This is a genomic window from Stutzerimonas stutzeri (assembly GCF_000219605.1).
Lineage (GTDB): Bacteria > Pseudomonadota > Gammaproteobacteria > Pseudomonadales > Pseudomonadaceae > Stutzerimonas > Stutzerimonas stutzeri.
Genome location: NC_015740.1, coordinates 3,817,449 through 3,839,886 on the forward strand (window position 1 = coordinate 3,817,449; position 22,438 = coordinate 3,839,886).

Annotated in this window: 26 protein-coding genes and 1 pseudogene; 16 read left to right on the forward strand and 11 right to left on the reverse strand. The window is 66.1% G+C overall.

All coding sequences use genetic code 11. The features are described 5' to 3' along the window. Window positions 1–5: 5 nt before the first annotated feature. Complete coding sequence (locus PSTAB_RS17600; protein ID WP_013984022.1) at window positions 6–1,406, reverse strand: diguanylate cyclase; 1,401 nt, start codon at window positions 1,404–1,406, stop codon at window positions 6–8. Between the two features lie 217 nt (window positions 1,407–1,623). Between PSTAB_RS17600 and PSTAB_RS17605 the strand changes: the two genes are divergently transcribed. Further along, complete coding sequence (locus PSTAB_RS17605) at window positions 1,624–2,010, forward strand: hypothetical protein (RefSeq protein ID WP_013984023.1); 387 nt, start codon at window positions 1,624–1,626, stop codon at window positions 2,008–2,010. Between the two features lie 12 nt (window positions 2,011–2,022). Here the strand turns inward: PSTAB_RS17605 and PSTAB_RS17610 are convergent, their stop codons facing one another. Genes PSTAB_RS17610 through PSTAB_RS17635 form a run of 6 tightly spaced genes read right to left on the reverse strand, consistent with a single transcriptional unit; the run spans window position 2,023 to window position 8,169 of the window. Further along, the gene (locus PSTAB_RS17610) at window positions 2,023–2,949 is read right to left on the reverse strand and encodes an ABC transporter permease (protein WP_013984024.1); all 927 of its coding nucleotides are present in this window, start codon (window positions 2,947–2,949) and stop codon (window positions 2,023–2,025) included. Further along, window positions 2,949–4,085: an ABC transporter permease gene (locus tag PSTAB_RS17615; protein WP_013984025.1), complete on the reverse strand. Its 1,137-nt coding sequence runs from the start codon at window positions 4,083–4,085 to the stop codon at window positions 2,949–2,951. Before PSTAB_RS17615 ends, PSTAB_RS17610 begins: the two co-directional genes overlap by 1 nt. Then, window positions 4,078–5,655, reverse strand: a complete 1,578-nt coding sequence (locus tag PSTAB_RS17620) for an ABC transporter ATP-binding protein (RefSeq protein ID WP_013984026.1) — start codon at window positions 5,653–5,655, stop codon at window positions 4,078–4,080. The genes PSTAB_RS17615 and PSTAB_RS17620 overlap by 8 nt, the downstream gene beginning before the upstream one ends. Beyond that, window positions 5,652–6,749, reverse strand: coding sequence for a BMP family ABC transporter substrate-binding protein (locus PSTAB_RS17625; protein ID WP_013984027.1), 1,098 nt, complete (start codon window positions 6,747–6,749; stop codon window positions 5,652–5,654). Before PSTAB_RS17625 ends, PSTAB_RS17620 begins: the two co-directional genes overlap by 4 nt. 26 nt (window positions 6,750–6,775) lie before the next feature. Beyond that, window positions 6,776–7,162, reverse strand: coding sequence for a VOC family protein (locus PSTAB_RS17630; RefSeq protein ID WP_013984028.1), 387 nt, complete (start codon window positions 7,160–7,162; stop codon window positions 6,776–6,778). Further along, window positions 7,159–8,169, reverse strand: a complete 1,011-nt coding sequence (locus PSTAB_RS17635) for an isopenicillin N synthase family dioxygenase (RefSeq protein ID WP_013984029.1) — start codon at window positions 8,167–8,169, stop codon at window positions 7,159–7,161. The genes PSTAB_RS17630 and PSTAB_RS17635 overlap by 4 nt, the downstream gene beginning before the upstream one ends. A 562-nt stretch (window positions 8,170–8,731) precedes the next feature. Here PSTAB_RS17635 and PSTAB_RS17640 point away from each other — a divergent pair. Together PSTAB_RS17640 and PSTAB_RS17645 are read left to right on the forward strand one after the other, a co-directional pair. Next, entirely contained in the window at window positions 8,732–9,202 is a 471-nt protein-coding gene (locus PSTAB_RS17640) for a DUF2231 domain-containing protein (protein WP_011914608.1), read from the forward strand. Further along, a complete protein-coding gene (locus PSTAB_RS17645) occupies window positions 9,199–10,494 on the forward strand; it encodes a PQQ-dependent sugar dehydrogenase (RefSeq protein ID WP_013984031.1) in 1,296 nt (431 codons plus the stop codon). The genes PSTAB_RS17640 and PSTAB_RS17645 overlap by 4 nt, the downstream gene beginning before the upstream one ends. A gap of 52 nt (window positions 10,495–10,546) precedes the next feature. On the opposite strand, the gene PSTAB_RS17650 is transcribed toward PSTAB_RS17645, so the two are convergent. Then, window positions 10,547–10,951, reverse strand: a complete 405-nt coding sequence (locus tag PSTAB_RS17650; protein WP_011914610.1) for an SRPBCC family protein — start codon at window positions 10,949–10,951, stop codon at window positions 10,547–10,549. 170 nt (window positions 10,952–11,121) lie between these two features. Between PSTAB_RS17650 and gloA2 the strand changes: the two genes are divergently transcribed. Both gloA2 and PSTAB_RS17660 read left to right on the forward strand, forming a co-directional pair. Continuing rightward, complete coding sequence (gloA2, locus tag PSTAB_RS17655; protein WP_013984032.1) at window positions 11,122–11,514, forward strand: SMU1112c/YaeR family gloxylase I-like metalloprotein; 393 nt, start codon at window positions 11,122–11,124, stop codon at window positions 11,512–11,514. A 128-nt stretch (window positions 11,515–11,642) separates the two neighbouring features. Beyond that, on the forward strand, window positions 11,643–12,101 hold the full coding sequence (locus PSTAB_RS17660) for a hypothetical protein (protein WP_013984033.1): 459 nt from the start codon (window positions 11,643–11,645) through the stop codon (window positions 12,099–12,101). Between the two features lie 42 nt (window positions 12,102–12,143). Here PSTAB_RS17660 and PSTAB_RS17665 read toward each other — a convergent pair whose 3' ends face one another. Beyond that, window positions 12,144–12,602 carry a carboxymuconolactone decarboxylase family protein gene (locus PSTAB_RS17665; protein WP_013984034.1) on the reverse strand — a complete coding sequence of 153 codons (459 nt, stop codon included), beginning with the start codon at window positions 12,600–12,602 and terminating at the stop codon, window positions 12,144–12,146. Between the two features lie 192 nt (window positions 12,603–12,794). On the opposite strand from PSTAB_RS17665, the pseudogene PSTAB_RS22120 reads away from it, so the two are divergent. The 4 genes and pseudogenes from PSTAB_RS22120 to PSTAB_RS17680 form a co-directional block, all read left to right on the forward strand. After that, window positions 12,795–12,986: pseudogene (locus PSTAB_RS22120) on the forward strand (AraC family transcriptional regulator); the annotation flags it as partial. A gap of 406 nt (window positions 12,987–13,392) precedes the next feature. Further along, window positions 13,393–13,500: a helix-turn-helix domain-containing protein gene (locus tag PSTAB_RS21985; protein ID WP_232244025.1), complete on the forward strand. Its 108-nt coding sequence runs from the start codon at window positions 13,393–13,395 to the stop codon at window positions 13,498–13,500. A 161-nt stretch (window positions 13,501–13,661) separates the two neighbouring features. Then, on the forward strand, window positions 13,662–14,651 hold the full coding sequence (locus tag PSTAB_RS17675) for a GlxA family transcriptional regulator (protein ID WP_013984036.1): 990 nt from the start codon (window positions 13,662–13,664) through the stop codon (window positions 14,649–14,651). Between the two features lie 89 nt (window positions 14,652–14,740). Further along, window positions 14,741–15,922, forward strand: coding sequence for an MFS transporter (locus PSTAB_RS17680; protein WP_013984037.1), 1,182 nt, complete (start codon window positions 14,741–14,743; stop codon window positions 15,920–15,922). Between the two features lie 22 nt (window positions 15,923–15,944). Here PSTAB_RS17680 and PSTAB_RS17685 read toward each other — a convergent pair whose 3' ends face one another. After that, entirely contained in the window at window positions 15,945–16,319 is a 375-nt protein-coding gene (locus PSTAB_RS17685) for a VOC family protein (RefSeq protein ID WP_013984038.1), read from the reverse strand. A 106-nt stretch (window positions 16,320–16,425) separates the two neighbouring features. Beyond that, the gene (gene rutR, locus PSTAB_RS17690; protein ID WP_041771857.1) at window positions 16,426–17,136 is read right to left on the reverse strand and encodes an HTH-type transcriptional regulator RutR; all 711 of its coding nucleotides are present in this window, start codon (window positions 17,134–17,136) and stop codon (window positions 16,426–16,428) included. Between the two features lie 283 nt (window positions 17,137–17,419). On the opposite strand from rutR, the gene rutA reads away from it, so the two are divergent. The 7 genes from rutA (at window position 17,420) to dksA (ending at window position 22,438) form a co-directional block, all read left to right on the forward strand. After that, window positions 17,420–18,502: a pyrimidine utilization protein A gene (rutA, locus tag PSTAB_RS17695; protein WP_013984040.1), complete on the forward strand. Its 1,083-nt coding sequence runs from the start codon at window positions 17,420–17,422 to the stop codon at window positions 18,500–18,502. Further along, on the forward strand, window positions 18,502–19,248 hold the full coding sequence (gene rutB, locus PSTAB_RS17700) for a pyrimidine utilization protein B (RefSeq protein ID WP_013984041.1): 747 nt from the start codon (window positions 18,502–18,504) through the stop codon (window positions 19,246–19,248). Before rutA ends, rutB begins: the two co-directional genes overlap by 1 nt. Window positions 19,249–19,327: 79 nt before the next feature. After that, window positions 19,328–19,714, forward strand: coding sequence for a pyrimidine utilization protein C (gene rutC / locus PSTAB_RS17705; RefSeq protein ID WP_013984042.1), 387 nt, complete (start codon window positions 19,328–19,330; stop codon window positions 19,712–19,714). 64 nt (window positions 19,715–19,778) lie between these two features. Beyond that, complete coding sequence (gene rutD, locus PSTAB_RS17710) at window positions 19,779–20,576, forward strand: pyrimidine utilization protein D (RefSeq protein WP_013984043.1); 798 nt, start codon at window positions 19,779–19,781, stop codon at window positions 20,574–20,576. Between the two features lie 10 nt (window positions 20,577–20,586). Further along, window positions 20,587–21,177, forward strand: a complete 591-nt coding sequence (locus PSTAB_RS17715; protein ID WP_013984044.1) for a malonic semialdehyde reductase — start codon at window positions 20,587–20,589, stop codon at window positions 21,175–21,177. Between the two features lie 13 nt (window positions 21,178–21,190). After that, the gene (gene rutF, locus PSTAB_RS17720; protein WP_013984045.1) at window positions 21,191–21,715 is read left to right on the forward strand and encodes an NADH-dependent FMN reductase RutF; all 525 of its coding nucleotides are present in this window, start codon (window positions 21,191–21,193) and stop codon (window positions 21,713–21,715) included. A gap of 318 nt (window positions 21,716–22,033) precedes the next feature. Beyond that, complete coding sequence (gene dksA / locus PSTAB_RS17725; RefSeq protein ID WP_003283172.1) at window positions 22,034–22,438, forward strand: RNA polymerase-binding protein DksA; 405 nt, start codon at window positions 22,034–22,036, stop codon at window positions 22,436–22,438.

Consider the following 22,438-nt stretch of genomic DNA (forward strand, 5'->3'; position numbering starts at 1 on the left):
GCGCTTCAGCTCGGCTGCGCGTCGGCCGCCAGCCAGCAGACACGGTCGCGGCCTTCATGCTTGGCCCGGTACAGCGCGGCGTCGGCGCGGCGCAGCAGGCTGTCCGGCGTGTCGCTCGGGCTCAGCTCGGCGACACCGGCGCTGAGGGTCTGATTGACGCCGGTGGCGAAGGGAAATGCCCGCGCCTGCTCACACAGACGTTCGGCGAACTGCACCGCCTGCGGGCCGCTGGTTTCCGGGCAGAGAATCAGAAACTCCTCACCGCCCCAGCGCCCCACCGCATCGCTGCCGCGCAGGCAGTCGTCCAGCAGCGCGGCGAAGTCCCGAAGCACGCGGTCACCCATCTGGTGGCCGAAGTCGTCATTGATGCGCTTGAAGTGATCGATATCCAGCATGACGATCGACAACGGTCGGCGATAGCGCCGCGCCTGCTCCAGCGCCGTGGCGAAGCGCCGATCCAGCGCCGCGCGGTTGGCCAGCCCGGTAAGCGAGTCGGTCTGCGACTTGATGCGCAGCTGATCGTTGAGCCGGCGCAAGCGCCTGATCCAGAACAGACTCGTCAGCAGCATCGCCGAGAAAACCACCACCACCTGCATGAGCAACCGGTAGTCGGTGCCGGACTCGACGAGGATGGGCGCATGGCGGTTGGCGATCTGATGCAGCTCTACCGGTGTGATGGTGGCAATCGCCTTGTTCAGGATATCGCGCAGCACCGGCTCGCTCTTCAGCACGCCGATCCGAAACTGGTTGTCGAGGCTGGCCACTTGCCCGGCGATCTTCAGGTTGAACCAGCCTTCGCGGCGAATGGTGTAGGCGGCCACGGTCAGCGAGCGCACCGTCAGGCCGGCCTTGCGCTCGTTCACCAGCGCCAGTGCCTGGGCATCCGTCTCGGTGCTGATGACGTGCAACCGGGGGAAGTCGCGCCGCACGCTTTCCTCGATGAACGTGCCGGACGGCAGCGCCACCGTTGCGTTTTCCAGGGCGGACAGATCGGCCACGTACGGGTGGTCTTCCCGTGCGATCACCACGTTGGCGTCGGTGAACAGTGGCTGGGTGAAGATCAGCCAGGCATCACGCACGGGCGTCTGGTTGAGAAAGCTGAGCAGCTGGCATCGACCAGCCTGGGAAAAGGCGACCGACTGGCCCCAGTCACTGGTCGGCACGATATCCAGTTGCAGGCCTGACCGATGCGCAACGAGCCGCAGCAGATCGGCCGCGATTCCCTCGTGCTCGCCGCGCGCATTGAGCATTTCGAACGGCAGCCAGTCGGGGTCGACACAGATGCTGACCGAACGATTGGCAGCCATCCATTCGCGTTCGGCCGCGTTGAGATCGAGCGCCACATCAGCCGTTGCCGCTGCACCACCTGCAAATGCCAGCAACGCCAGAAGCAGATACCTAGTCACTTCAGCCACCCTCGGAGGAGCGCACGTAACATTGGCGACGGATACAGTTCAACACGACGCTAATGGCACGGCAAGGAAAGTCATGGCAATGAGCTATCACATATCGTGCCAAACGGTTTTTTGACGCTAGAAAATCATTTGCAATCATTCCTTGGCGCAAAGATCGAACCGAGGGCGGATGCGCTCTTCTAAAGGGGACCGATTAATGGAGGTTTCCATGAGCAAGCAGCTACTACTCGCCTGCGGCCTGGCGATTTGCGTGCCGGCAGCGCTGGCGCAGACGCCGCAGCCAGAGATCATCACCCACCTCAACGGCCTGGACGTCGAGATCAGCCCAATGGGTGTGCCAGCCAAGTCCGAGGGCGTTGAGGGCGAACTGCTCGGCGTACGCGCGGTGAAGGTGATGAACCGTACCGGCGGCCAGATTTCCTGCGAATTCCACGTTCCGGCCGAAGCGCGCTCGGATACCTCGGCCTCGCCGGTGTTCACCGTTGCGCCAAATACCCAGCGTACCGAGCGCGTGCCAGGCGACTATTCGCCCGACCAGCCCTACGCGGAGATCACCTGCCGTTCCAGCGACCAGAGCCAGAACCAGGCGCAGTAAGCCGTATGGCTTTCAGCGGCGCTCCTCGCGGATAAAGGGAATGCCCAGCGCGCCCGGCTGGTTGCCGGTGGCGTACTTGCCGCTGGCAACCCAGATCATCACCGCCAGGGTCACCGCGTAGGGCGTCATCAGCACGAAGTACTGCGGCAGGCGCACGCCAGCGGCGGCCAGCTGCGGGATCAGCGCCTCGATGCAGCCGAACAGCAGGGCTCCGGCCAGCGCCTTCCAGGGTGACCAGCGGGCGAAGATCACCAGCGCCACGGCGATCCAGCCGCGGCCGCCGGTCATGTCGGCGATCCACAGCTTGGTGCTGAGCAGCGAGATGTAGCCGCCGGCCAGACCGATCAGCGCGGCACCGGCGAGGATCGCTGCCAGCCGGTACCCGAGCACGGAAATGCCCGCGGCATCCGCCGCCTGCGGGTTCTCCCCCACCGCGCGCAGGCGCAGGCCCGTGGTGGTGCGGGTGAGAAACCAGACCACGGCGAGCACGATCAGCGGCGTCATGAACACCAGCGGGTTCTGCACGAAGAGCTTGCCCAGCAGTGGCAGCTCGGACAGTGGCCAGAGCTCGACGGCAGCCAGCCCCTTGACCGGCTTGTTGGTCCAGTCCAGCAACGTGCCGAGCAAGCCGGTCAGCCCCTGGCAGAAGAACACCAGCGCCAGGCCGGCGATGACCTGATTGATGCGCAGCACCAGCACCATCAGCGCGAACAGCAGCGACACCACGGCCGCCGCCCCCATCGCCAGCAGCAGCGAAACGCCGTGACTGCCGTAGGCCAGCTGCGCGCCGATGGCGGCCAGCGCACCGACCAGCATCAGGCCCTCGGCACCGAGGGCCAGCACGCCAGCACGTTCGGTGAGGATCAAGCCCAGCGCCGCGAGGGCGAAAGGCACGGCGAAGTCCGGCGTGTTGCCGAGCCAGTTGGCGATCATGTCCATCAGCTTTCGCCTCCCTGAACGCGGCGGATGCGGTGGCGGATAAAGAAATCCGAGGAGGCGACGCAGATCACCAGGATCGCCTGGATCAGCTGCACCATGGAAAAGGGGATCTGGTAGAACACCTGCAGGCTGCGTCCGGCAACGAACAGCATCGCCATCAGCAGCGCCACCACCAGTGCCGCCACCGGGTTGTTGCGGGCAAGAAAGGCGATGAGGATGCCGGAGAAGCCGTAGCCCTGATAGAACGACTGGGTCAGCCGCCCCTCCTGCCCCGCGGTGACGAGGAAGCCGGCGATCCCGGCCATGGCGCCGGAAATCAGCACCGTGGCGATGATCATCTTCTGCACCGGCACGCCCACCGCGCCGGCCACCCGCGGGTTGGCATCGACAAAGCGCAGGTACAGCCCGGCGCGGGAGATGCCGAGAAACCACAGCGCCAGCAGCGCGACGACCACCGCCAGTGGCACCGCCGCGCTGATGCCATCGAACAGTTCGGGCAAGCGTTCGAACGGCTGGAACTGCGGCGAATAGGGGAACGAGCTCCTCGGGTCTTTCCAGCTGCCGTACAGCAGGTGCAGCAGGAAATTGATCGCCAGGTAGTTGAGCATCAACGTCGAGATGATCTCGTTGACCTTAAGCCGCAGCTTGAGCACCACCGGCGCCAGCGCCCAGGCCAGGCCACAGCCAATTGCCGCGGCGAGCATCAGCGGCAGGCGCAGCGCCGGCGGGCCGACCTCGAACAGCGAGATCGCCGTGGCACCGATGGCGCCCCAGATCATCTGCCCCTCGAGGCCCAGGTTCCAGAACTTGGCGCGAAACGCCATGCAGCCGGCCAGGCCGACAAGGATCATCGGCGAGGCCTGGAACAGCACGGCCTTCAGGCTCTGCGCATCGAATACCGTGAGAACGACGAACTCATTGAGCAGCTCGCCGGCCGGTACGCCAGCGGCGACGAGGATCGCGGCGGAAATGCCCAGCCCCAGCAACAGCGCGAGGCCGATGATCACAGCCTGCCAATACCAGGCCAGTTGCTGGCGGATCTCCAGAGCGTAGCGTCGCGACAAAAGCGGTGGCTTGGGCTGTTTCGCGGCCTGCGAGACCTGCTCGAGCATCACCGGGCGTACCTGTTCATTCATGGCTTGCCCCTTCAGCTACTGGTTCTGCGTGGCCCGGTTCGTCGTGACTGACCATGGCGCTGCCGATGGCCTGGCGATCCGCTGGCCGGTCGAATTCGGCGACGATGCGTCCGCCGCTCATCACGCCGATGCGATCGGCCAGGGCCAGCACCTCATCGAGGTCTTCGCTGATCACCAGCACCGCTGCGCCGGCCTCGCGGGCGGCGCGCAGGCGGGCATGCACGGCAGCGGTGGCGCGCACGTCGAGGCCGCGGCTGGGGCTGTGCACCAACACCAGCTGCGGGTCGCGGGAGAACTCCCGGGCGATCACCAGCTTCTGCGCGTTACCGCCGGAAAGCAGCGCGGCCTTCTGTTTCAGCGAGCGCACGCCCTGCACATCGAAACCCGCGACTGCCTCGGCAGCCTCCGCCTCCAGACGCTTGCGGCGCAATCGGAAGATGGAACCGTAGCGGCCGCTGTGGACCTGGCCGACACCGAAGTTCTCGGCCACCGAAAGCTCCCCCGCCAGCGCGGCGCCGTAGCGATCCGCCGGGATTGCGGCGATGCCCAGCTCGCGGCGTTGCTCGGCGCTGGCCCGGCGCAGATCGCCGAAGCCGGTCAACTCCAGCGTGCCATCGCAGGGCTCGGGCAGCCCCATCAGCACGTTGGCCAGTTCGCTCTGGCCGTTGCCGCCGACGCCGGCGATGCCGTAGATCTCGCCGGCGCGCAGACTCAGGTTCACGCCGTTGAGCACGCCCTGGCCGCCCGCGCCAGTCGACCTGAGGTCACGCACCTGCAACCGCACCTCGCCCGGTATCGCCGGCTGGTACTCGCTGGCCGGCGCCGACTCGCCCACGGTGAGGCGCACCAGCTCGGGGACCGATACCGTCTGCGGGTCGAGGGTCTGAATGGTGCGACCGCCCCGCATCACGGTGACGCGGTCGGCGAAGCGTTTCACGTCGCTCATCTTGTGGGTGACCAGGATCACCGCCGCGCCCTGGCGGGCGAACGCGCGCACCGTTTCCAGCAGGCGTTCGGCTTCCCCGTCGGTCAGTACCGCCGTCGGCTCGTCGAGGATCAGGATGCGCGCGCCGGCCAGCAGCACCTTGAGAATCTCCACCCGCTGCTGCTCGGCCACCGAAAGCGACTCGGTGATCTTGCGCGGGTCGATGCTGAAACCCAGTTCGGCCGCCTTGTCGCTGATCCGCTGCTCCAAAGCCACCAGGCGCTGGCGATGGCTGCCCGAGAAGGCGTGGTTGCCCGGCCCCTCGGGCAGCGCCAGCTGGATGTTCTCGGCCACGGTGAAGGGCTTCACCAGCTTGAAGTGCTGATGAACCATGCCGATGTGGTAGCGGCTGGCATCGCGCGGGCCGCTGAGCCGCACCGCATTGTCGTTGATCAACAGCGATCCGCTCTCCGGTGCGTAGAGGCCGGCGGCGATGTTCATCAGCGACGACTTGCCCGCGCCGTTCTCGCCGAGCAGCGCATGGACCTCGCCCCACCTGGCGGTGAAGTCCGCCTGGGACAGGGCCATGAAGCCGTCGAACGACTTGCTGACCCCGGAAAGCTGGATCGCGTTGAGGTTGCTCATTGCTGGGTGGTCACTCCCTTGACGAACCAGTCCATCTGCCACAGCGCAGGGTCGGCCATCACCTCACCGGCGGCGATGCGCTCGGTGCCGTCACGGTCGAGCATCGGGCCGGCGTAGATCTGCATCTCGCCTTTGAGCAGCGCTTCGCGGGCGGCCATGATCTTTGCCTTGTCCGCTTCGGAGACCGCCGGGCCACAGCAGGCTGCATCGGTACCGCCTTCGGCCATGGACAGCAGCGCGCCGTTCTCCGGCGGCGTCCAGTTGCCGGCGCTGATCTTCTTCAGCTCCGGCGCGAGGAACCTGTCCCACACCCAGACCGACGAGCAGACGGTGGCGTCCGGGGCAAATTCGCGCATGTCGCGGTGGTGACCGGTGCCATGCACGCCGCGCTCCTGGGCGACGATCTGCGGCGTCGGGCTGTCGACGTGCTGGCCGAGCACGTCGGCGCCGGCATCGATCAGCGCCATCGCCGCGGCGCGCTCCTTGACCGGATCGTTCCAGGCGCCGGTGTAGACCACGGTGACGGTGGCGTCGGGGTTGATTGCCTGGGCGCCGAGGGCGAAGGCGTTGACCGTCCAGTTCACCTGACCGAAGGGGTTGGCCGCGACGAAGCCGAGCTTGCCGGTCTTCGACGCCGCGCCGGCGGCCATGCCGCACAGGTACTGGCTCTCGTAGGTGCGGCCGTAGAAGGATTCGAGGTTGGCGCTGTTGGTGGTGCCCGAGCCGTTGAGGAAGGCCACGTCGGGATACTTGGCGGCCAGCTCCTTGAAGGTGTCGGAATAACCGAAGGCGGTGCCGATGATGACGTTGGCGCCGCGCTGGATCAGCCGGTCCACTGCCGGGCGGATCGAGGAAGCGTTCTCCGGCACGCTTTCGACGTACTGGATCTTGGTATCCAGCTCGGCTTCGAGCTTCTGCCGCGCCTCGTCGAAGGCCTGGGTCCAGCCACCGTCATTGCGCGGGCTGATGTAGAGCATGGCGATCTTCGCCGGTTTATCGAGGGTCAGCCCTTCCTGCGCCGAGGCGACGCCAAGAGTGGTCGCCAGGCCGAAAGCCACCGCCGCACACAAGGTCCGTTTCATCTGTTTGAGCATTTTGGGTCTTCCTGAGGGTTGGCACGTCAAAGCATGTGGTTGATGCGAAACACGTTGTCTTCCGGGTCCAGCAGCACCGCCTGATACCAGTGGTAATAGGTCTCGTAGGGCGCCTTGATCAGCCGCGCGCCCAGGGCGACGGCGATGGGCACCAGCCGCTCGACCTCGTCTTTCGAATCGACGTCGATGTTCAGCAGGAACTTGCAGCCGCGGGCGTCGGCGAATGCGTCCAGCTGCAGCAGCTCGTAGGCTTCCGGCGCGTTGAAGCCGATACAGCTCTTGCCGGTATCCAGCCCGCGAAAGATCGGCGAGGCGATCTCGGGGATGTTCCTGAAGCCGAACAGCTCGCGGTAGAAGCCGCTCAGCGCCTCGATGTCCCGGGCGAAGACGTTGACGTAGGACAGCGTGCTCATGCGACCTCCAGGCCTTTGCCGAAGGTGGTCTGCTTGACGAACTTGGAGAGCAGGTTGTCGCCGGAGGTGACCGGCGCATGACGTGGCGGATTGGTCGCGCTGCAGCAGCCCGGCAGGCATTCGATCAAGGCGTCGTAGTTGGGTTGGTGGAAGAACACCAGCGACTGGCGGCCGTTGTCCGCGGGGCTGTCGGTCGGCGGGTTGACCACCCGGTGCAGTGTGGAAATCCACTGGTCATTGGTCCACTGCATCATCAGGTCGCCGATGTTCACGGCGAAGCCGCCCTCCACGTAGGGCACGTCCACCCACTCGCCCTGGCGGTTGCGCGCCTGCAGGCCGCCGAGAGCGTTGTCCGGCTTGACGATGGTCAGGCTGCCGTAATCGGTGTGGGCACCGGCGCGCATCTGCCCTGGCTCCACCGCGCCCTTCAGGTCCGGGTAGCTGAGGCTGCGGAACATGCTGATGTGCTTGTCGATCTTGTCGTCGAAGAAGGTCTCCGGCAGGTCCAGCGCCAGGGCGAAGATGCGCATCAGCGACTGCGCCAGCGTGCTCATGGCGGCGAAGTACTCGCGATAGGCCTGCTCGAAACCCTCGATGCCGCTGGGCCAGACGTTCGGCGCGAAATGCGGTCCGGCGGCGGCGCAGCGGTAGTAGGGCTCGTCCGGCACGCCGCTGGGGCCGATGGAAAAGGACTCCTTCAGGTCACCCGGGGCCGCCTCTTCGAGCGAATAGGACAGGCTCTCCTCGGCCACCGCGCTGTAGCCGCGCACCATGTCCGGGCTGGGCCGGTCGACCTTGCGCTTCTCGGCCAGCGGCAAGGCGAAGAACTGCCGTGTCAGCCGCGACACCCGCTCGACCAATTCGGTAGGAATCTGATGGTTGGTGATGACCAGAAAGCCGATGTCGCGACAGGCCTGGTCCACGGCGCGGGCAACTTGCAGCTTGCCCTCCGGCGTGCCGGCGAAATATGGCGCCAGGTCGATGATGGGAACGTATTGCAGAGTCATGGGTGACGCACTCCTCTGACGCAAGGCGGGTAACGAGCGCGTCGCCGATGGCGCGGGCGCTTCTCTGTATGCGTGACGCCGCCGCCCGCGTGCACGCCGGGCGACGGGGAGGAGAGAGCAGAAAGCGTGCCACTGGATCGAAGCGCTTATGGATCAGGGACTTGGCGTCGCGCCAGAGAAAAACCGGATCAAATGGTCCGCTTCGGAGCACTTGGTTTGTGCGTCAGGCACGAAAAGCGGGCGGCCGAGGTGCGCCGGACTGAAGGGCGCAGCGGGGCGAATCGGCAGCCAGGCGGGCGATGGCGCGAGGCAAGCTGCAACATTTCATTTCCTCGCCAGCACCGCAGCACACGGAAGCTCGAACGACCGAATCGGGGGGCATCCCTGCGCTCCTTGCCGTTCCGCGGCGCCGCAGCCTCCACGCCGCGCCATGCCCCGCCGCCTACACGCGCACTTGAATGCCCGTCGGCAGTGAACTAACGACGCAGCGTCGCGATCCCCTTTTAAGCACAGTCAGAGCGATCCGGGCCGGCAGCGCGCCGCGCAGGTCCGGTCTCAAGCGATGAGGAGCCCCTCCGTGACCGTTATCACCCACCGCACGCAAACCACCCAGACCACCCACAGCGTCTCCCGCCACGTACCGAACCCCGTGCACGCGACCCTGCTTGCCGGCTCGGTCCCGCTGTTTCTCGGGGCCATGCTGAGCGATATCGCCTACTTCAAGACCTACGAGATCCAATGGAGCAACTTCTCCGCCTGGCTGATCGCCGGCGGGCTGGTGTTCTGTGGCCTGGCGCTGCTGTTCGCGCTGGCTAACCTGATCGGCGCACGGCACAAGCAGGGGCGACCGCTGATCTATTTCGCGCTACTGCTGGCCACCTGGGTGCTGGGCTTTTTCAACGCACTGGAACACGCCAAGGATGCCTGGGCGACCATGCCCCAAGGGCTGGTGCTCTCGGTGATCGTCACCCTGCTGGCCTGCGCGGCCAGCTGGATCGGCCTGAGCAACCTGCGCTCGGGAGGTGAAGCATGAAGCACTCGAGCGCATTGACCACCCTGGCCATGGCTGCCCTGCTCAGCGGCTGCGGCGGTGAAGAGCAGAACGCTGCCCAGCATTACGGACCCGATCCCAAGCTGCCCGAACCGGAGCGTGGGCTGCTGCCGAGCATGAAGATCGCCGAGCCAACCCCCTGGGGCGATCAGCTACCCACCGTGCCGGACGGTTTCAGCGTGACGGCAATTGCCACCGATCTGAAGATCCCCCGCCAGACGCTGGTGCTGCCCAACGGCGACATCCTGGTGGCCGAAGGCCGCGGCGGCAATGCACCCAAGCTCAAGCCCAAGGACGTGATCGCCGACGTGATCAAGGCACGCGGCACCACCTCGGTGGAGAGCGGCGACCGTGTCACTCTGCTACGCGACGCCGATGGCGACGGCGAGTACGAGCTGCAGACGGTGTTCGCCGAGGATCTCAACGCCCCCTACGGGCTGGCGTTCCACGACGGCAACCTCTACGTTGCCAATCAGGACGCGCTGGTGCGCTTCGACTATCAGGACGGTCAGACCGAGGCCAGCGGCCCGCCGACCCAGGTGGCCGAACTGCCCTCCGAGATCAATCACCACTGGACCAAGGCGCTGACCATCAGCTCCGATGGTCAGTACCTCTACGTCGGCATCGGCTCCAACAGCAACATCACCGAGCGCGGCATGGAAGCCGAGATCGACCGCGCCATGGTCTGGCAGATCAACGCCGACACCGGCGCCTACAAGCCCTACGCCACCGGCCTGCGCAACCCGACCGCGCTGGCGATCCAGCCAGGCTCGGGGCAGCTCTGGGCGGTGGTCAACGAGCGCGACGAACTGGGCGAAGACCTGGTGCCGGATTATCTGACGTCGATCAAGGAAGGCGGCTTCTACGGCTGGCCTTACGCCTACTGGGGCCAGAACGTCGATGACCGCGTGCGCCCGCAGGACCCGGACAAGGTCGCCGCCAGCATCACGCCGGACTACGCCCTGGGCTCGCACGTCGCCGCACTGGGCCTGGACTTTTCGTCCGATGTGATGGGCGAGCGCTTCGCCGAGGGTGTGTTCATCGGCGAGCACGGCAGCTGGAACCGCAAGGAACCGGTCGGCTACAAGGTGATCTTCGTCCCCTTCCAGAATGGCCGCCCCGCCGGCCAGCCGATCGACTTCGTCACCGGCTTTCGTACCGACGACGGCAAGACCCGCGGCCGCCCCGTCGGCGTGACGGTAGACCCGCGCGGCGCGCTGATCGTCGCCGATGACCTGGCCAACGTGGTGTGGCGAGTGACGCGGGAGCAGTGATGGACAGCCGGCCGGTGGCCAGGGTCACCGGCCGGTCTCATGCACCCTGAGCTCAGCCTGTCGCTGTGCCAAGCAGGCTCTTCAGCCGCTGCAGATCGGCTTCGACCGCGAGCGCATCCGCCTCGAATTGCTCGTCGGTCATCCCCGGCTGGCGGAACAGACTGAAGACGAACTCACTGCCCTCGCCATACGGCATGACCCGCATGGGGTTGTGTACGGTCAGGCCCGACGCCAGCTCCACCTCGTGGTCCAGCACGCCCAGCGCATTGCGAGCGGCGAAGCGGATCGTCACCTGGCCGAACGGCGCATCCGCGATCCAGGCACCGCCCTGCTGCCTGACCTCGGAACGCGCCAGCCCCGCCGCCCACAAGGGAAGATTGCGCGGATCGGCGGCGAACTCATACACATCGTCCGAAGCTCGGGCGATAAACACACTGATATGGCGAACATGCTCCATGGTTCCTCCCGGCAGCTGCGCCCGAATGAACACAGCATCATAGAACCGCCTGTAGTATCAGGCGCAACAAACCCGATGATCGCCTTCATCGGCCTCGTCCGGCGACGCCCGAACCAGAACATTGCCCTGCCCTATCGGTCTGTACCGAACAACTGCCACTGGACAGCCCCATGCTCCGCTCCATCCACCATGCCGCGATCATCTGCTCTGACTACCCCGTCTCTAAGCACTTCTATACCGAGGTGCTGGGCCTCAGCGTGATCGCCGAGCATTACCGGGAATCACGGCAGTCCTACAAGCTCGACCTGGCGTTGCCGGACGGCGGGCAGATCGAGCTGTTCTCCTTTCCCGATGCGCCGCCGCGTCCTTCGCGGCCGGAAGCGCAGGGGTTGCGGCATCTGGCGTTCGCGGTGGACGACGTCGCCGCCTGCAAGGCTGAACTGGAGGCGAATGGCATGGCCGTGGAGCCGATCCGGGTCGACGAGTACACGGGCCGCCGCTTTACCTTCTTTGCCGATCCGGACGGCCTGCCGCTGGAGCTGTACGAAAAGGCATCGCGCTAGTTCGGCAGCCGGCCCATCCTGGCGGAGCTTGAAGCGAGATCACCTTGTTTCCTCGGACCGTCCTCGGCTAGGGTGCCGCCTCGAAGAAATCGCGGTCATCAGGAGCATGCGGATTGAGCAGAACAGGGATGTTGGCGCTGGGGTTGTCCCTGGCGCTATCGGCACAGGCGGCCGAGCGACAGGTCTATCTGGTGGCCACGGTGCAGCTGGACGGCTCCAGCCTGGCGCAGAGCATTTTCCTTCATGAGCCGCAGATCACCGAGCTGCAGGGCTGCCTCGACGCCGTGCGCGACGGGCAGAGCAAGCGTGACTGGCTCCTGTACCGGCACATCTTCCGCCGCGACCGCTTCAAGGGATTCTCCGGCCATATCCGCTACCAATGCGGCTACAGCGAGCAGCGCTTCAGCAGCTGGCACGACGGCCCGCGCTACAACAAGCCGTACCTGATTGGCATGAACGACAACGCCGAGCTCAGGGTGGTGCGTACGCCCAGCCAGGCGCAGTGCATGACCCAGCTGCGCGCGCTGCCGGCGGCGCGGCAGGCCCAGAGCTTCTGTGCCATGGGCAACCAGGAACTGCAGCCCTGAACCGGAGCCGCCCGGCCAGCAGACCAGGCGGCACGTCATGCATCAGTCCGGCTGGTAACTGCCCGGCACCGGTGCGAAGGAGACGCCGAAGCGGTTCCAGGCGTTGATGGTGGCGATGGCCAGGGTCAAGTTGGCGAGCTGAGCTTCGGAAAAGTACTCGCGCACCTCCTCGAACAGCTGCCGCGACACGCCCTGCGGCAGCAGGGTGTTGGCCTCGGCCCAGGCCAGCGCGGCACGCTCGCGGTCGGTAAAGAACGGCGTTTCGCGCCAGGCACTCAGGGCATAGATGCGCTGCTCGGTTTCGCCCAGGGCGCGGGCGTCCTTGGTGTGCATGTCGAGGCAATAGGCGCACCCGTTGATCTGCGAGACGCGGATCTTGACCAGCTCCATCAGCGGCTTGTCGACGCCATCCTCGCGGCGGCTCTGCCGCGCCAGGTAGGTTTCCAGCCCGATCATCGCGGTCATTACGTCGGGGGCGGCGGCCTGGTAGTTCATGCGCATGGTGGTCACTCCTCGGTTTGAATGTGCAACCAAGGCTACGCAGCCGCCATGCTGCGCTATTGTAGATTTTCGACATCTGCCAAACGGCCCGTCATGACCGAGTCCCTCCACGCCCGCCTGCCCTGCCTGCAGGGTTTCATCACACGCCCGCCAAGTCCGGCGCTGGCGGCGTACGTGCAGCGTTTCTGGTGGATGGAAGGCGACGGCTCGCAGGCTTACGACGAGCAGATGCTGCACCCGGACGGCGGCAGCGGCGTGATCTTCAACTTCGCCGATCCGCTGAGTTTCGATGGCACGCCACGCGGGCCGCGGGCGCTGATCGCGGGCCCGCAGCTGGCCAGCACCCGCCTGCAGCTGGCCGGGCAGGTCAGGCTGATGGGGGTGCGTTTTCGCCCCGGCATGGGCGCTGCGGTATTCGGCATCGGCCTCGATGAGCTTCACGGGTTTCAGGAGGCCGACTGGCCCCGGCTGGGCCTGGCGCAACTGGTCGATCGGCTGGCCGAGCTGGGGCGGGACGCGCAGCAGGCGGTGGTCGAACGCGAACTGCTCCGCCGGCTCGAAGAGATCCAGGCACGGCGCAACCCGGTGCAGCAGCTGCTCAACCGGATCGCGGCCAGCGAAGGCCGGGCGCGGCTGGCCGATCTGCTGCAGAGCGTACCGCTCGGCCAGCGCCAGCTGGAACGCCTGTTCCGCCATCAGGTGGGGCTGACGCCCAAACAGTTCAGCCGCATCCAGCGCGTGGCCCTGGCGCCGGGAACTGCGCGCCGGCGAGGCACTGCTGGACACCGCCCTGGCCTGCGGCTACAGCGACCAGGCGCACTTCATCCACGACTTCAAGACCGTGGTCGGCATGACGCCGGGGCAGTATCGCTTGCGGATTAAGCGTAGCGGCGTCTGAAGAAGCGCAGGCCGCCATCCACAAAGTCGGCTTTCGCGGTGCTGATCGCGCATGACCGCAGGTTCGCATGGCCCGATGCTGGCAAGATTCGTGGGAACCTTGTCATTGCGACAGCGGCATCTCGGCAGCAGACTGCAGCCATCCACCCCGAGAGCTGCACCATGGACGCCACCCGCACCGTCGCCTGTCTGATCTACCCGGATGTGATGAGCCTGGACGTCACCGGCCCGATGCAGGTGTTCGCCTCGGCCAACGTCGAGCGACAGCGCCAGGGTCTGCCTCGTCATTACGAGCTGGTGCTGCTGGGCACCACGGCCGGCCCGGTCGTCACCTCGGCCGGGCTGAAGCTGGTGGCGGATGCCAGCTGGGCCGAATGCGCTCCCGCCACGCTGGATACCCTGCTGATCCCCGGTGGGGTCGGCGTGGATGCGCAGAGGCGCGACCAACCGCTGCTTGCCTGGCTGCGGGACGCCGAACCCAGGGTGCGACGCCTCGGCTCGGTCTGTTCCGGCGCGCTGATCCTGGCCGAGGCCGGGCTGTTCGACGGGCGCAAGGCGACCACGCACTGGGCGGACCTCGCGGCGCTGGGCGAGTACCCGACCATCGAGGTGCAGGGCGACCGGTTGCACACCTACGACCCGACCGATCCGCAGGCGTCGCATCTGTTCAGCTCCGCGGGCGTCACCGCCGGCGTCGACCTGGCGCTGGCCCTGGTGGAAGCCGATCTCGGCCGCGCACTGGCGCTGGCAGTCGCCCAGCGGCTGGTGATGTTCCTGCGCCGGCCCGGGGGGCAGACCCAGTTCAGCCCGATGCTGGCGGCGCCGAGCGGCAACGTGGCGCGCCTCGCCGCGCTGCTGGAATGGATTCCAGGGAATCTGGGCGACGACCTGTCCATCGAGGCGCTGGCTGCCCAGGCGCATATGACCCCACGCACCCTGTGCCGCCTGTTCAGCCAGGAAACCGGCATGGGCCCGGGCCAGTACATCGAACGGGTGCGCCTGGAAGCCGCGCGCAATCTGCTGCTCGACGCCCAGGCCTCGATCGCGACGGTGGCGCGGCAGACCGGCTTCGGCCATCCGGAAAATCTCCGGCGCAGCTTCCAGAAGCACCTGTCGGTCAGCCCGCGGGACTTCTACCAGCGTTTCGGCTGACGCAACCGACCTCAATCACCGTTCCCAGCCCGCTCGGCATCTGGCCAGGCAGCGCTGTGCCCGCTCGCCACCCTAAAGGAGCCGCCCATATGCACCTGTTGCTCAGCAATCCCCAGGTCCTGCGCCTGTTCATCGCCCAGGCGCTGTTCTGGTCCTGTTCGATGACCGGGATCATCTTCACCGCCATCGTCGGCCTGCGCCTGGCACCAGCGGCCGGTCTCGCCACCCTGCCGCTGGCCCTGCTGATGCTCGGCGGCCTGCTCGCCCTGCAACCACTGGCGGGCCTGATGCAACGCCGCGGTCGCCGCGCAGGCTTTCTCATCGGTGCGTTGGCCGGCGTGCTGGGCGGGCTGATCAGCGCGCTGTCGCTCTGGCTCGACAGCTTCACCCTGCTCTGTGTCGGCGCTCTGCCCATCGGCGCCTACCAGGCCTCGGCGATGTATTACCGCTTCGCCGCGCTGGAAGCGGTGAGCGATGCCTTCAAGGGGCGCGCCACGGCCTGCGTGATCGGCGGCGGCGTGCTGGCGGCGCTGATCGCGCCCACGCTCGGCCACATGGCGCGCGATCTCGCTGACGTGCCCTTCGCTGGCACCTATCTGCTGATCGCCAGCCTGGCGGCACTGGGGTTCATGGTCTTGGCCGGGCTGCCGGCGACCTCGGGAAAGCCGGCGACCCGCGCCGATGCGGCGGCGGTCAGCTGGCAGGCGCTGCTCGCACGGCCGACCGTTCGCGCCGCGGTGCTGACCACCGCTGCCGGCCATGGCCTGATGATCCTGGTGATGAACGCCACGCCCCTGGCGATGCATGGCGAAGGTCTGGATCTGCACGCCAGCGGCCAAGTCATCCAGTGGCACATGCTCGGCATGTTCCTCCCGGCGTTCGTCGCCGGGCCGCTGGTGGACCGCTTCGGCTGCCGGCTGGTCGCCTGCCTTGGCGGAGGACTGCTGATCGACAGCGCAGTGGTCGCCCTGCTCGGCGTCAGCCACTGGCACTTCCTGCTCAGCAGCTGCCTGCTCGGCATCGGCTGGAACCTCATGCTCGTCGCCGGCACCACCCAGCTGGGCCAGGGCCACACCGCGAGCGAACGCGCGCGGGCACAGGGCCTGATGGAGCTGAGCAACGGCAGCGTCGCCGCAGCCATGTCGTTCGCCTCCGGCGCGCTGATCGCCCAGGCGGGCTGGGCGGCGGTGAACATCGGGCTGCTGCCCATCGTGACGCTGGTGGTGCTGGTGCAGGTTGCGCAGGGCTATCGGCAAAGGCAGGCGGCGTAACGCTGCGCAGCCGGACGCGCGTTCAGGACAGTTTCTGCTCGGAAATCAGGTGGATGATGTTGGCCGGGCTGGAGATCCAGAACGCGCGGAAGCCGTCAGGCAGGGGTTCGATTTCATCTCGACGGGCGCAATGGCGCTGTTGCAGAAGGGCCGATGCAGCGTCCAGATCGTCCGTCACCACCTCCAGCCAGATCTCTGCCTGGCTGATGCCCGCCACGCGATCGAGCCAGAGCACCTTGTCGCCGAACTCGAAGCGCGGCGTCTGTTCGCCATCCGCGTCGGTCGGTGTCAGCTCCCTCAGCCCCAGGGTTTCACGGTAGAAGGCGACGGCGCTCGTGTACTCGTGGGTGGGCACCTTCATTGCCATGTTTCGGCCGGGCAGAAATCTTGGATTCATCGGGTCGCTCCACTGGCGCGCCGACCAACCCGGCCGGCGCCGCTAGCAAGCCAGTACAGACGCCATCGGCCGTGCACGCAAGGCGCCAGGTAGGCGCTGCGGCTGCTCAGCGCGGCCTGACGCCGTCCAGGATCAGCGCCTGCAGACTCCTGAGCGTCTCCTCGAAGAACGCCGGATCATCCAGCGTCTTGCCGGCCACGGCCTCGACCTGCACGCGGAAGTCGGCGTAGTGCTGGGTGGTCGCCCACAGCGAAAAGATCAGGTGATGCGGCGCGATGGGCGCGAGCTTGCCGGCGTCGATCCAGGCCTGGATCACCGCGACCTTGTTCTCGACCAGATCGTGCAACGGCTGCTGCAGCTCACCCAGCAGCAGCGGCGCGCCCTGCATGATCTCCATGCAGAACAGCCGCGATTCGGCGGGATGGTCGCGGGAGAGTTCGAGCTTGACCCGCAGGTATTCGCTGATCGCCTCGACTGGGTCCTGCTCAACGCTGAATGCTTGCAGTGGCTGTAACCAGACCTCCAGCAGCTGCCGCAGGACGTTGGTGTACAGCTCTTCCTTGTTGCCGAAGTAGTACAGCAGGTTGGTCTTGGAGACGTCTGCCTGGGTCGCCACCTGATCGAGGCTGGTGCCGTGCAGGCCGAAGCGAGAGAACAGCTCAAGCGCGGCGTGGAGGATGCTGGTGCGCTTGCTTTCGATCATGCGCAGGCGGCGGTCCTGGGCGCTGGCGCTTGGTACGCGGGTCGCGCCCTTGAGCCGAGGGGTCTTGCTGGCAGTGAGGCGCTTGCGGGGCGGAACGGGAGGCTGATCTGTCACGGGATTACCGGATGGGTTCGAACGAGGCGCTACTGTAGCGCGGCGAGCGTGCGGCGCACGAGCGACGAAGGCAGCAAGCGACTGCTGCACGATCTTCGTGCGCCGCGCACAAACCAGGTGCTCCGATTCAGACCAAATGGTCCACATTACACCACCTAAATAACTCATCTCCTTGATTCAAAAGCAAAATCAGATTCTGGCCTGCATCCTGCTAATGCACTTGCGACCCTGCCCGTCACGTTCGGGCAGCGCTTTCTAGTCATTGCGTACAGAGGTGCTACCCATGGATGTTGGTGTTTTCATTCCGATCGGCAACAACGGCTGGCTCATCTCCGAGAATGCGCCGCAGTACATGCCGACCTTCGAACTGAACAAAGCCATCGTGCAGAAGGCCGAGGGCTACGGATTCGACTTCGCGCTGTCGATGATCAAGCTGCGCGGCTTCGGTGGTAAGACCGAGTTCTGGGAGCACAACCTGGAATCCTTCACGCTGATGGCGGGCCTGGCCGCGGTCACCAGCAAGATCCAGCTGTTCGCGACTGCCGCAACGCTCACTCTGCCGCCGGCCATCGTCGCGCGCATGGCCTCGACCATCGACTCGATCTCCGGCGGGCGCTTTGGCGTGAATCTCGTCACCGGCTGGCAGAAGCCGGAATACAGCCAGATGGGCATGTGGCCGGGCGACGAATTCTTCGGCACGCGCTACCAGTATCTCGGAGAGTACGCCCAGGTGCTGCGCGACCTCTGGGCCACCGGGCGTAGCGACTTCAAGGGCGAGCACTTCCAGATGGAGGACTGCCGCGTCAGCCCGAAACCCCAGGCGGACATGAAGATCATCTGCGCTGGCTCCTCGGACGCCGGCATGGCCTTCTCGGCGCAGTACGCCGATTACAACTTCTGCTTCGGCAAGGGCGTGAACACCCCCACCGCCTTCGCCCCGGCCACCGAGCGGCTGCTCAAGGCCACTGAGAAGACTGGCCGCCACGTCACCTCCTGTGTGCTGTTCATGGTGATCGCCGACGAAACCGACGAAGCCGCCCGCGCCAAGTGGGAGCACTACAAGGCCGGCGCGGATGAGGAAGCCATCGCCTGGCTTGGCGAGCAGGGTGCCGCCGACAAGGGCGCCGACAGCAACATCCGGCAGATGGCCGACCCGACTTCGGCAGTGAACATCAACATGGGCACGCTGGTGGGTTCCTACGCCAATGTAGCGAGGATGCTCGATGAGATCGCCACGGTGCCCGGCATGCAGGGCGTGATGCTGACCTTCGACGATTTCCTCGAGGGCGTCGAAGCCTTCGGCCAGAAGATCCAGCCGCTGATGCAGAGCCGCCGGCACGTCACCGCGCTAAAGGAATCGGCCTGATGAACGCCGTCGAACAGATCTCCGGCTACGGCCTGAGCGCAACGGACGAACCTGTGCAACTGCCGGCGCGGCCCGAGCCGCTGGCGATGAAGGCGAGCGAAACCGCGCTGATCGTGGTGGATATGCAGAACGCTTACGCCAGCCGCGGCGGCTATCTCGACCTTGCAGGTTTCGATGTGTCGGCGACCCAGCCGGTGATCGCGAAGATCCGCCAGGCACTAGGCGCAGCCCGCGCCGCCGGCATACAGGTGATCTTTCTGCAGAACGGCTGGGACAACGGGTACGTCGAGGCGGGCGGGCCGGGCTCGCCCAACTGGCACAAGTCCAACGCGCTGAAGACCATGCGCAAGCGCCCGGAACTGGCCGGCACGCTGCTGGCCAAGGGCGGTTGGGATTACGCGCTGGTAGATGAACTGGCGCCGCAGCCCGGCGACATCCTGGTGCCCAAGCCGCGCTACAGCGGTTTCTTCAATTCACAGCTGGACAGCACCCTGCGTGCCCGTGGCATCCGCAACCTGGTGTTCACCGGGATCGCCACCAACGTGTGCGTGGAATCGACCCTGCGCGACGGCTTCCACCTGGAATATTTCGGTGTGGTGCTGGCCGATGCCACCCACCAGGCCGGGCCGGAATTCGCCCAGCAGGCGGCGCTGTACAACATCGAAACGTTCTTCGGCTGGGTCTCCAGCGTCGACGCCTTCTGCCAGAGCTTCGCGACCGCACCCAGCGTGGCTGTTGCCAGCTGATTACACCCGAGTGCCCGACCGCGGCGCCCGCAGAGGCGTCCGCCGGGTTCGCCTGAATGCCTTGCAAGGAATCAACCACATGCCCAAGCAATCGATCATCCCCGCCGGCACCGGCAAACCGCTCGCGCCCTACGTGCCCGGCTCCATGGCCGATGGCGTGCTCTACGTCTCCGGCACCCTGCCGTTCGACAAGGACAACAACGTGGTCCACGTCGGCGACGCCGCCGCCCAGACCCGCCATGTGCTGGAAACCATCAAGGGCGTCGTCGAGGCTGCCGGCGGCAACATGGACGACGTCACCTTCAACATGATCATGCTCACCGACTGGGCCAACTACGCCAAGGTCAACGAGGTGTACGCCGAGTACTTCCCCGGCGAGAAGCCCGCGCGCTACTGCATCCAATGCGGGCTGGTGAAGCCCGATGCGCTGATCGAGATCGCCAGCATCGCCCACGTCGGCCAATAGCGCCTACCAGAGCGGGTCAGCCGGCACGCCGGCGGCCCGCATCTCGACCCCGCGGAGGTATGACATGCACTACGAACTTCATGGCCGCATGGAGCCGGATGCACCGACCCTGGTGCTCAGTTCCGGCCTCGGCGGCGCCGCTGCCTTCTGGACGCCGCAGCTGCCCGCTCTGACCCAGGACTACCGGGTGCTGGTCTACGATCAGTTAGGGACCAACAGGAGCCCGGCGAACCTGCCGGCGGGCTATTCCATCGAGTCCATGGCAGTGGAATTGCTGGAGCTGCTGGATACCCTGGGCATCCGCCGCTGCCATTTCATCGGCCATGCACTCGGCGGGCTGATCGGCTTGCAGATCGCCCTGCTGCGGCCGCAGCTGTTGCAGAGCCTGGTGCCGATCAATGCCTGGGACAGCCCCAACCCGCACAGCGCGCGCTGTTTCGCGGTGCGCCTGAAACTGCTGCACGACAGCGGCCCGGCAGCCTATATACAGGCGCAGTCGCTGTTCCTCTACCCGGCCGACTGGATCGCGGCCAACAGCGAGCGACTGGCACGCGACGATGCCCATGCACTGGCGCATTTTCCACCGACGATGAATCTGGTGCGGCGCATCGAGGCGCTGCTGGCCTTCGATATCGAGGCCGAGCTGCCGCGCATCACCACCCCGACCCTGCTGATCGCCAACCGCGACGACATGCTGGTGCCCTGGCAGCGTTCGCAGCACCTGGCCGACGTCATGCCCAACGCACAGCTGGCGCTGCTGAACTACGGTGGCCACGCGTCCAGCGTCAGCGACAGCGAACCCTTCAACCAGATACTGCTGGACCATCTTGCCGAGCAATGCGGCCAGGTCGCAGCAGCCTGAGGACCCGAACATGCACGCCCCCATCGACTCGAATGCCCTCGCCACACTGTTCAGCGAGGCCCGCACCCACAGCGCCTGGCTGGACAAAACGGTACCGGATGCCCTGCTCGAACAGCTCTACGAACACGTCCGCCTCGGTCCGACCGCGGTCAACAGCTGCCCGGCGCGCTTCGTCTTCGTGCGCAGCGCCGAGGGCAAGCAGAAGCTCGCGCCCTGCCTGTCCAAGGGCAATCTGGAAAAGACCCTGGCCGCGCCGGTGACGGTGATCGTCGCCTATGACGAGGACTTCCCGGAAACCCTGCCGGAGCTGTTTCCCTTCGCCGACGCGCGCAGCTGGTACGCCGGGCAGCCGGCACTGATCACCGAGAACGCACTGCGCAACAGCTCGCTGCAGGCCGGTTATCTGATCCTCGCTGCCCGAGCTTTGGGGCTCGATTGCGGACCGATGTCCGGCTTCGACGGCAAGGCGCTGGATGCGGCCTTCTTCGCCGGCACGAGCTGGAAATCCAACCTGCTAATCAACCTCGGCTACGGCGATGCCAGCAAGCTGCGCGACCGCCTGCCACGCCTGCCCTTCGACCGGGCCTGCGTTCTTGCCTGATGGAGAAACGACCATGCAACTGGCTCAATGCGAAACCACCAGTCAATTCAGCGCTTCAGTGATTCGTCAGGATTATCGCGACGCCATGGCGCGCCTGGCCGCGGCGGTCAATATCATCACCACCGACGGCCCCAGTGGCCGTGCCGGCTTCACCGCCACCGCGGTGTGCAGCGTCACCGACGAACCGCCGACGCTGCTGGTGTGCCTGAACCGCAGCGCATCGGCGCATCCGATCGTCACCGCCAACGGGCAGTTGTGCGTGAACACCCTGGCCGGTGCGCAGCGGGACTTGTCCAACCTGTTCGGCGGCAAGACGCCCATGGCCGAGCGCTTCGCCGCAGCGCAATGGAGCACCGGCGTGACCGGTTCGCCGCTGCTCGACGGCGCCACAGTGTCGTTCGACTGCCGCATCAGCCACAGCGCCAGCGTCGGCACCCACGACATCCTCTACTGCGAGGTGCTCGCCGTGTACCGCCGCGACAGCAGCGACGCGCTGGTGTACTTCGGCCGCAACTACCACGGGCTTTCAAGCACCTGAGCAAACGAATGCTCTCCCATCGGGCGGGCTTGGGCGCATCCGCGGTGGTGAATGCGGTGGGCTAAAGCCCACCCTACAAAACCTCGAAGCCTTCTGCGCCCGCGCTCCACGTCGCATCCCTCGTAAGGCGGGCTTCAGCCCACCAGAGCGCGCCAACTCGCCCCAAGCCGGCGACAAGACCGCTATCGCAAACATCCTCGTAACCCAATCCAAGCCTACCCATCTGTTGCGCAATGCCTGGCACTACCCGATACGCACTCGTATCAACCATAAACGTTATGTTATAACTAATCAATCAACCTTGCCGGGCACCCGCTCATGACCGAAGCCGAACTACTCGCCCAACCCGCCGAGGCGTACATGAACGCCGAACAACAGGCCTTCTTCCGCGACTTGCTACTGCAACAGCGCCAAGAATTGCAGAGCCGCATCGCCGAGGAATTCGACGCCTTGCGCGAAGTTGAACCCAGCAGCGATCCAGCCGACATCGGCAGTGCCGAAGAGCAGCGCCAGTGGCAGCTGCGCGTGCTCGAGCGGGAAAAGAAGCTGCTGGACAAGATCGACGATGCGCTGGATGCCATCGCCCGCGGCGAATACGGCTGGTGCGCCGAGACTGGCGAACCCATCGGCCTGCAGCGCCTGCTGTTGCGCCCCACCACGACGCTGTCCATCGAGGCGAAGCAACGCCAGGAACAGCGCGAAAAACACCAACGATCCGCCTGA

Coding starts and splice junctions, on each gene's coding strand:
- gloA2 (WP_013984032.1), top strand. CDS start 11,122: ATGCTCCGCTCCATCCACCATGCCGCGATCATCTGCTCTGACTACCCC.
- PSTAB_RS17605 (WP_013984023.1), top strand. CDS start 1,624: ATGAGCAAGCAGCTACTACTCGCCTGCGGCCTGGCGATTTGCGTGCCG.
- PSTAB_RS17715 (WP_013984044.1), top strand. CDS start 20,587: ATGCACGCCCCCATCGACTCGAATGCCCTCGCCACACTGTTCAGCGAG.
- rutA (WP_013984040.1), top strand. CDS start 17,420: ATGGATGTTGGTGTTTTCATTCCGATCGGCAACAACGGCTGGCTCATC.
- rutD (WP_013984043.1), top strand. CDS start 19,779: ATGCACTACGAACTTCATGGCCGCATGGAGCCGGATGCACCGACCCTG.
- PSTAB_RS17615 (WP_013984025.1), bottom strand. CDS start 4,085: ATGAATGAACAGGTACGCCCGGTGATGCTCGAGCAGGTCTCGCAGGCC.
- PSTAB_RS17665 (WP_013984034.1), bottom strand. CDS start 12,602: ATGCGCATGAACTACCAGGCCGCCGCCCCCGACGTAATGACCGCGATG.
- dksA (WP_003283172.1), top strand. CDS start 22,034: ATGACCGAAGCCGAACTACTCGCCCAACCCGCCGAGGCGTACATGAAC.
- PSTAB_RS17640 (WP_011914608.1), top strand. CDS start 8,732: ATGAGGAGCCCCTCCGTGACCGTTATCACCCACCGCACGCAAACCACC.
- PSTAB_RS17685 (WP_013984038.1), bottom strand. CDS start 16,319: ATGAATCCAAGATTTCTGCCCGGCCGAAACATGGCAATGAAGGTGCCC.
- PSTAB_RS17620 (WP_013984026.1), bottom strand. CDS start 5,655: ATGAGCAACCTCAACGCGATCCAGCTTTCCGGGGTCAGCAAGTCGTTC.
- rutF (WP_013984045.1), top strand. CDS start 21,191: ATGCAACTGGCTCAATGCGAAACCACCAGTCAATTCAGCGCTTCAGTG.
- PSTAB_RS17650 (WP_011914610.1), bottom strand. CDS start 10,951: ATGGAGCATGTTCGCCATATCAGTGTGTTTATCGCCCGAGCTTCGGAC.
- PSTAB_RS17625 (WP_013984027.1), bottom strand. CDS start 6,749: ATGCTCAAACAGATGAAACGGACCTTGTGTGCGGCGGTGGCTTTCGGC.
- PSTAB_RS17675 (WP_013984036.1), top strand. CDS start 13,662: ATGGACGCCACCCGCACCGTCGCCTGTCTGATCTACCCGGATGTGATG.
- rutC (WP_013984042.1), top strand. CDS start 19,328: ATGCCCAAGCAATCGATCATCCCCGCCGGCACCGGCAAACCGCTCGCG.
- rutB (WP_013984041.1), top strand. CDS start 18,502: ATGAACGCCGTCGAACAGATCTCCGGCTACGGCCTGAGCGCAACGGAC.
- PSTAB_RS17610 (WP_013984024.1), bottom strand. CDS start 2,949: ATGGACATGATCGCCAACTGGCTCGGCAACACGCCGGACTTCGCCGTG.
- PSTAB_RS17660 (WP_013984033.1), top strand. CDS start 11,643: ATGTTGGCGCTGGGGTTGTCCCTGGCGCTATCGGCACAGGCGGCCGAG.
- PSTAB_RS17680 (WP_013984037.1), top strand. CDS start 14,741: ATGCACCTGTTGCTCAGCAATCCCCAGGTCCTGCGCCTGTTCATCGCC.
- PSTAB_RS17630 (WP_013984028.1), bottom strand. CDS start 7,162: ATGAGCACGCTGTCCTACGTCAACGTCTTCGCCCGGGACATCGAGGCG.
- PSTAB_RS17645 (WP_013984031.1), top strand. CDS start 9,199: ATGAAGCACTCGAGCGCATTGACCACCCTGGCCATGGCTGCCCTGCTC.
- PSTAB_RS17635 (WP_013984029.1), bottom strand. CDS start 8,169: ATGACTCTGCAATACGTTCCCATCATCGACCTGGCGCCATATTTCGCC.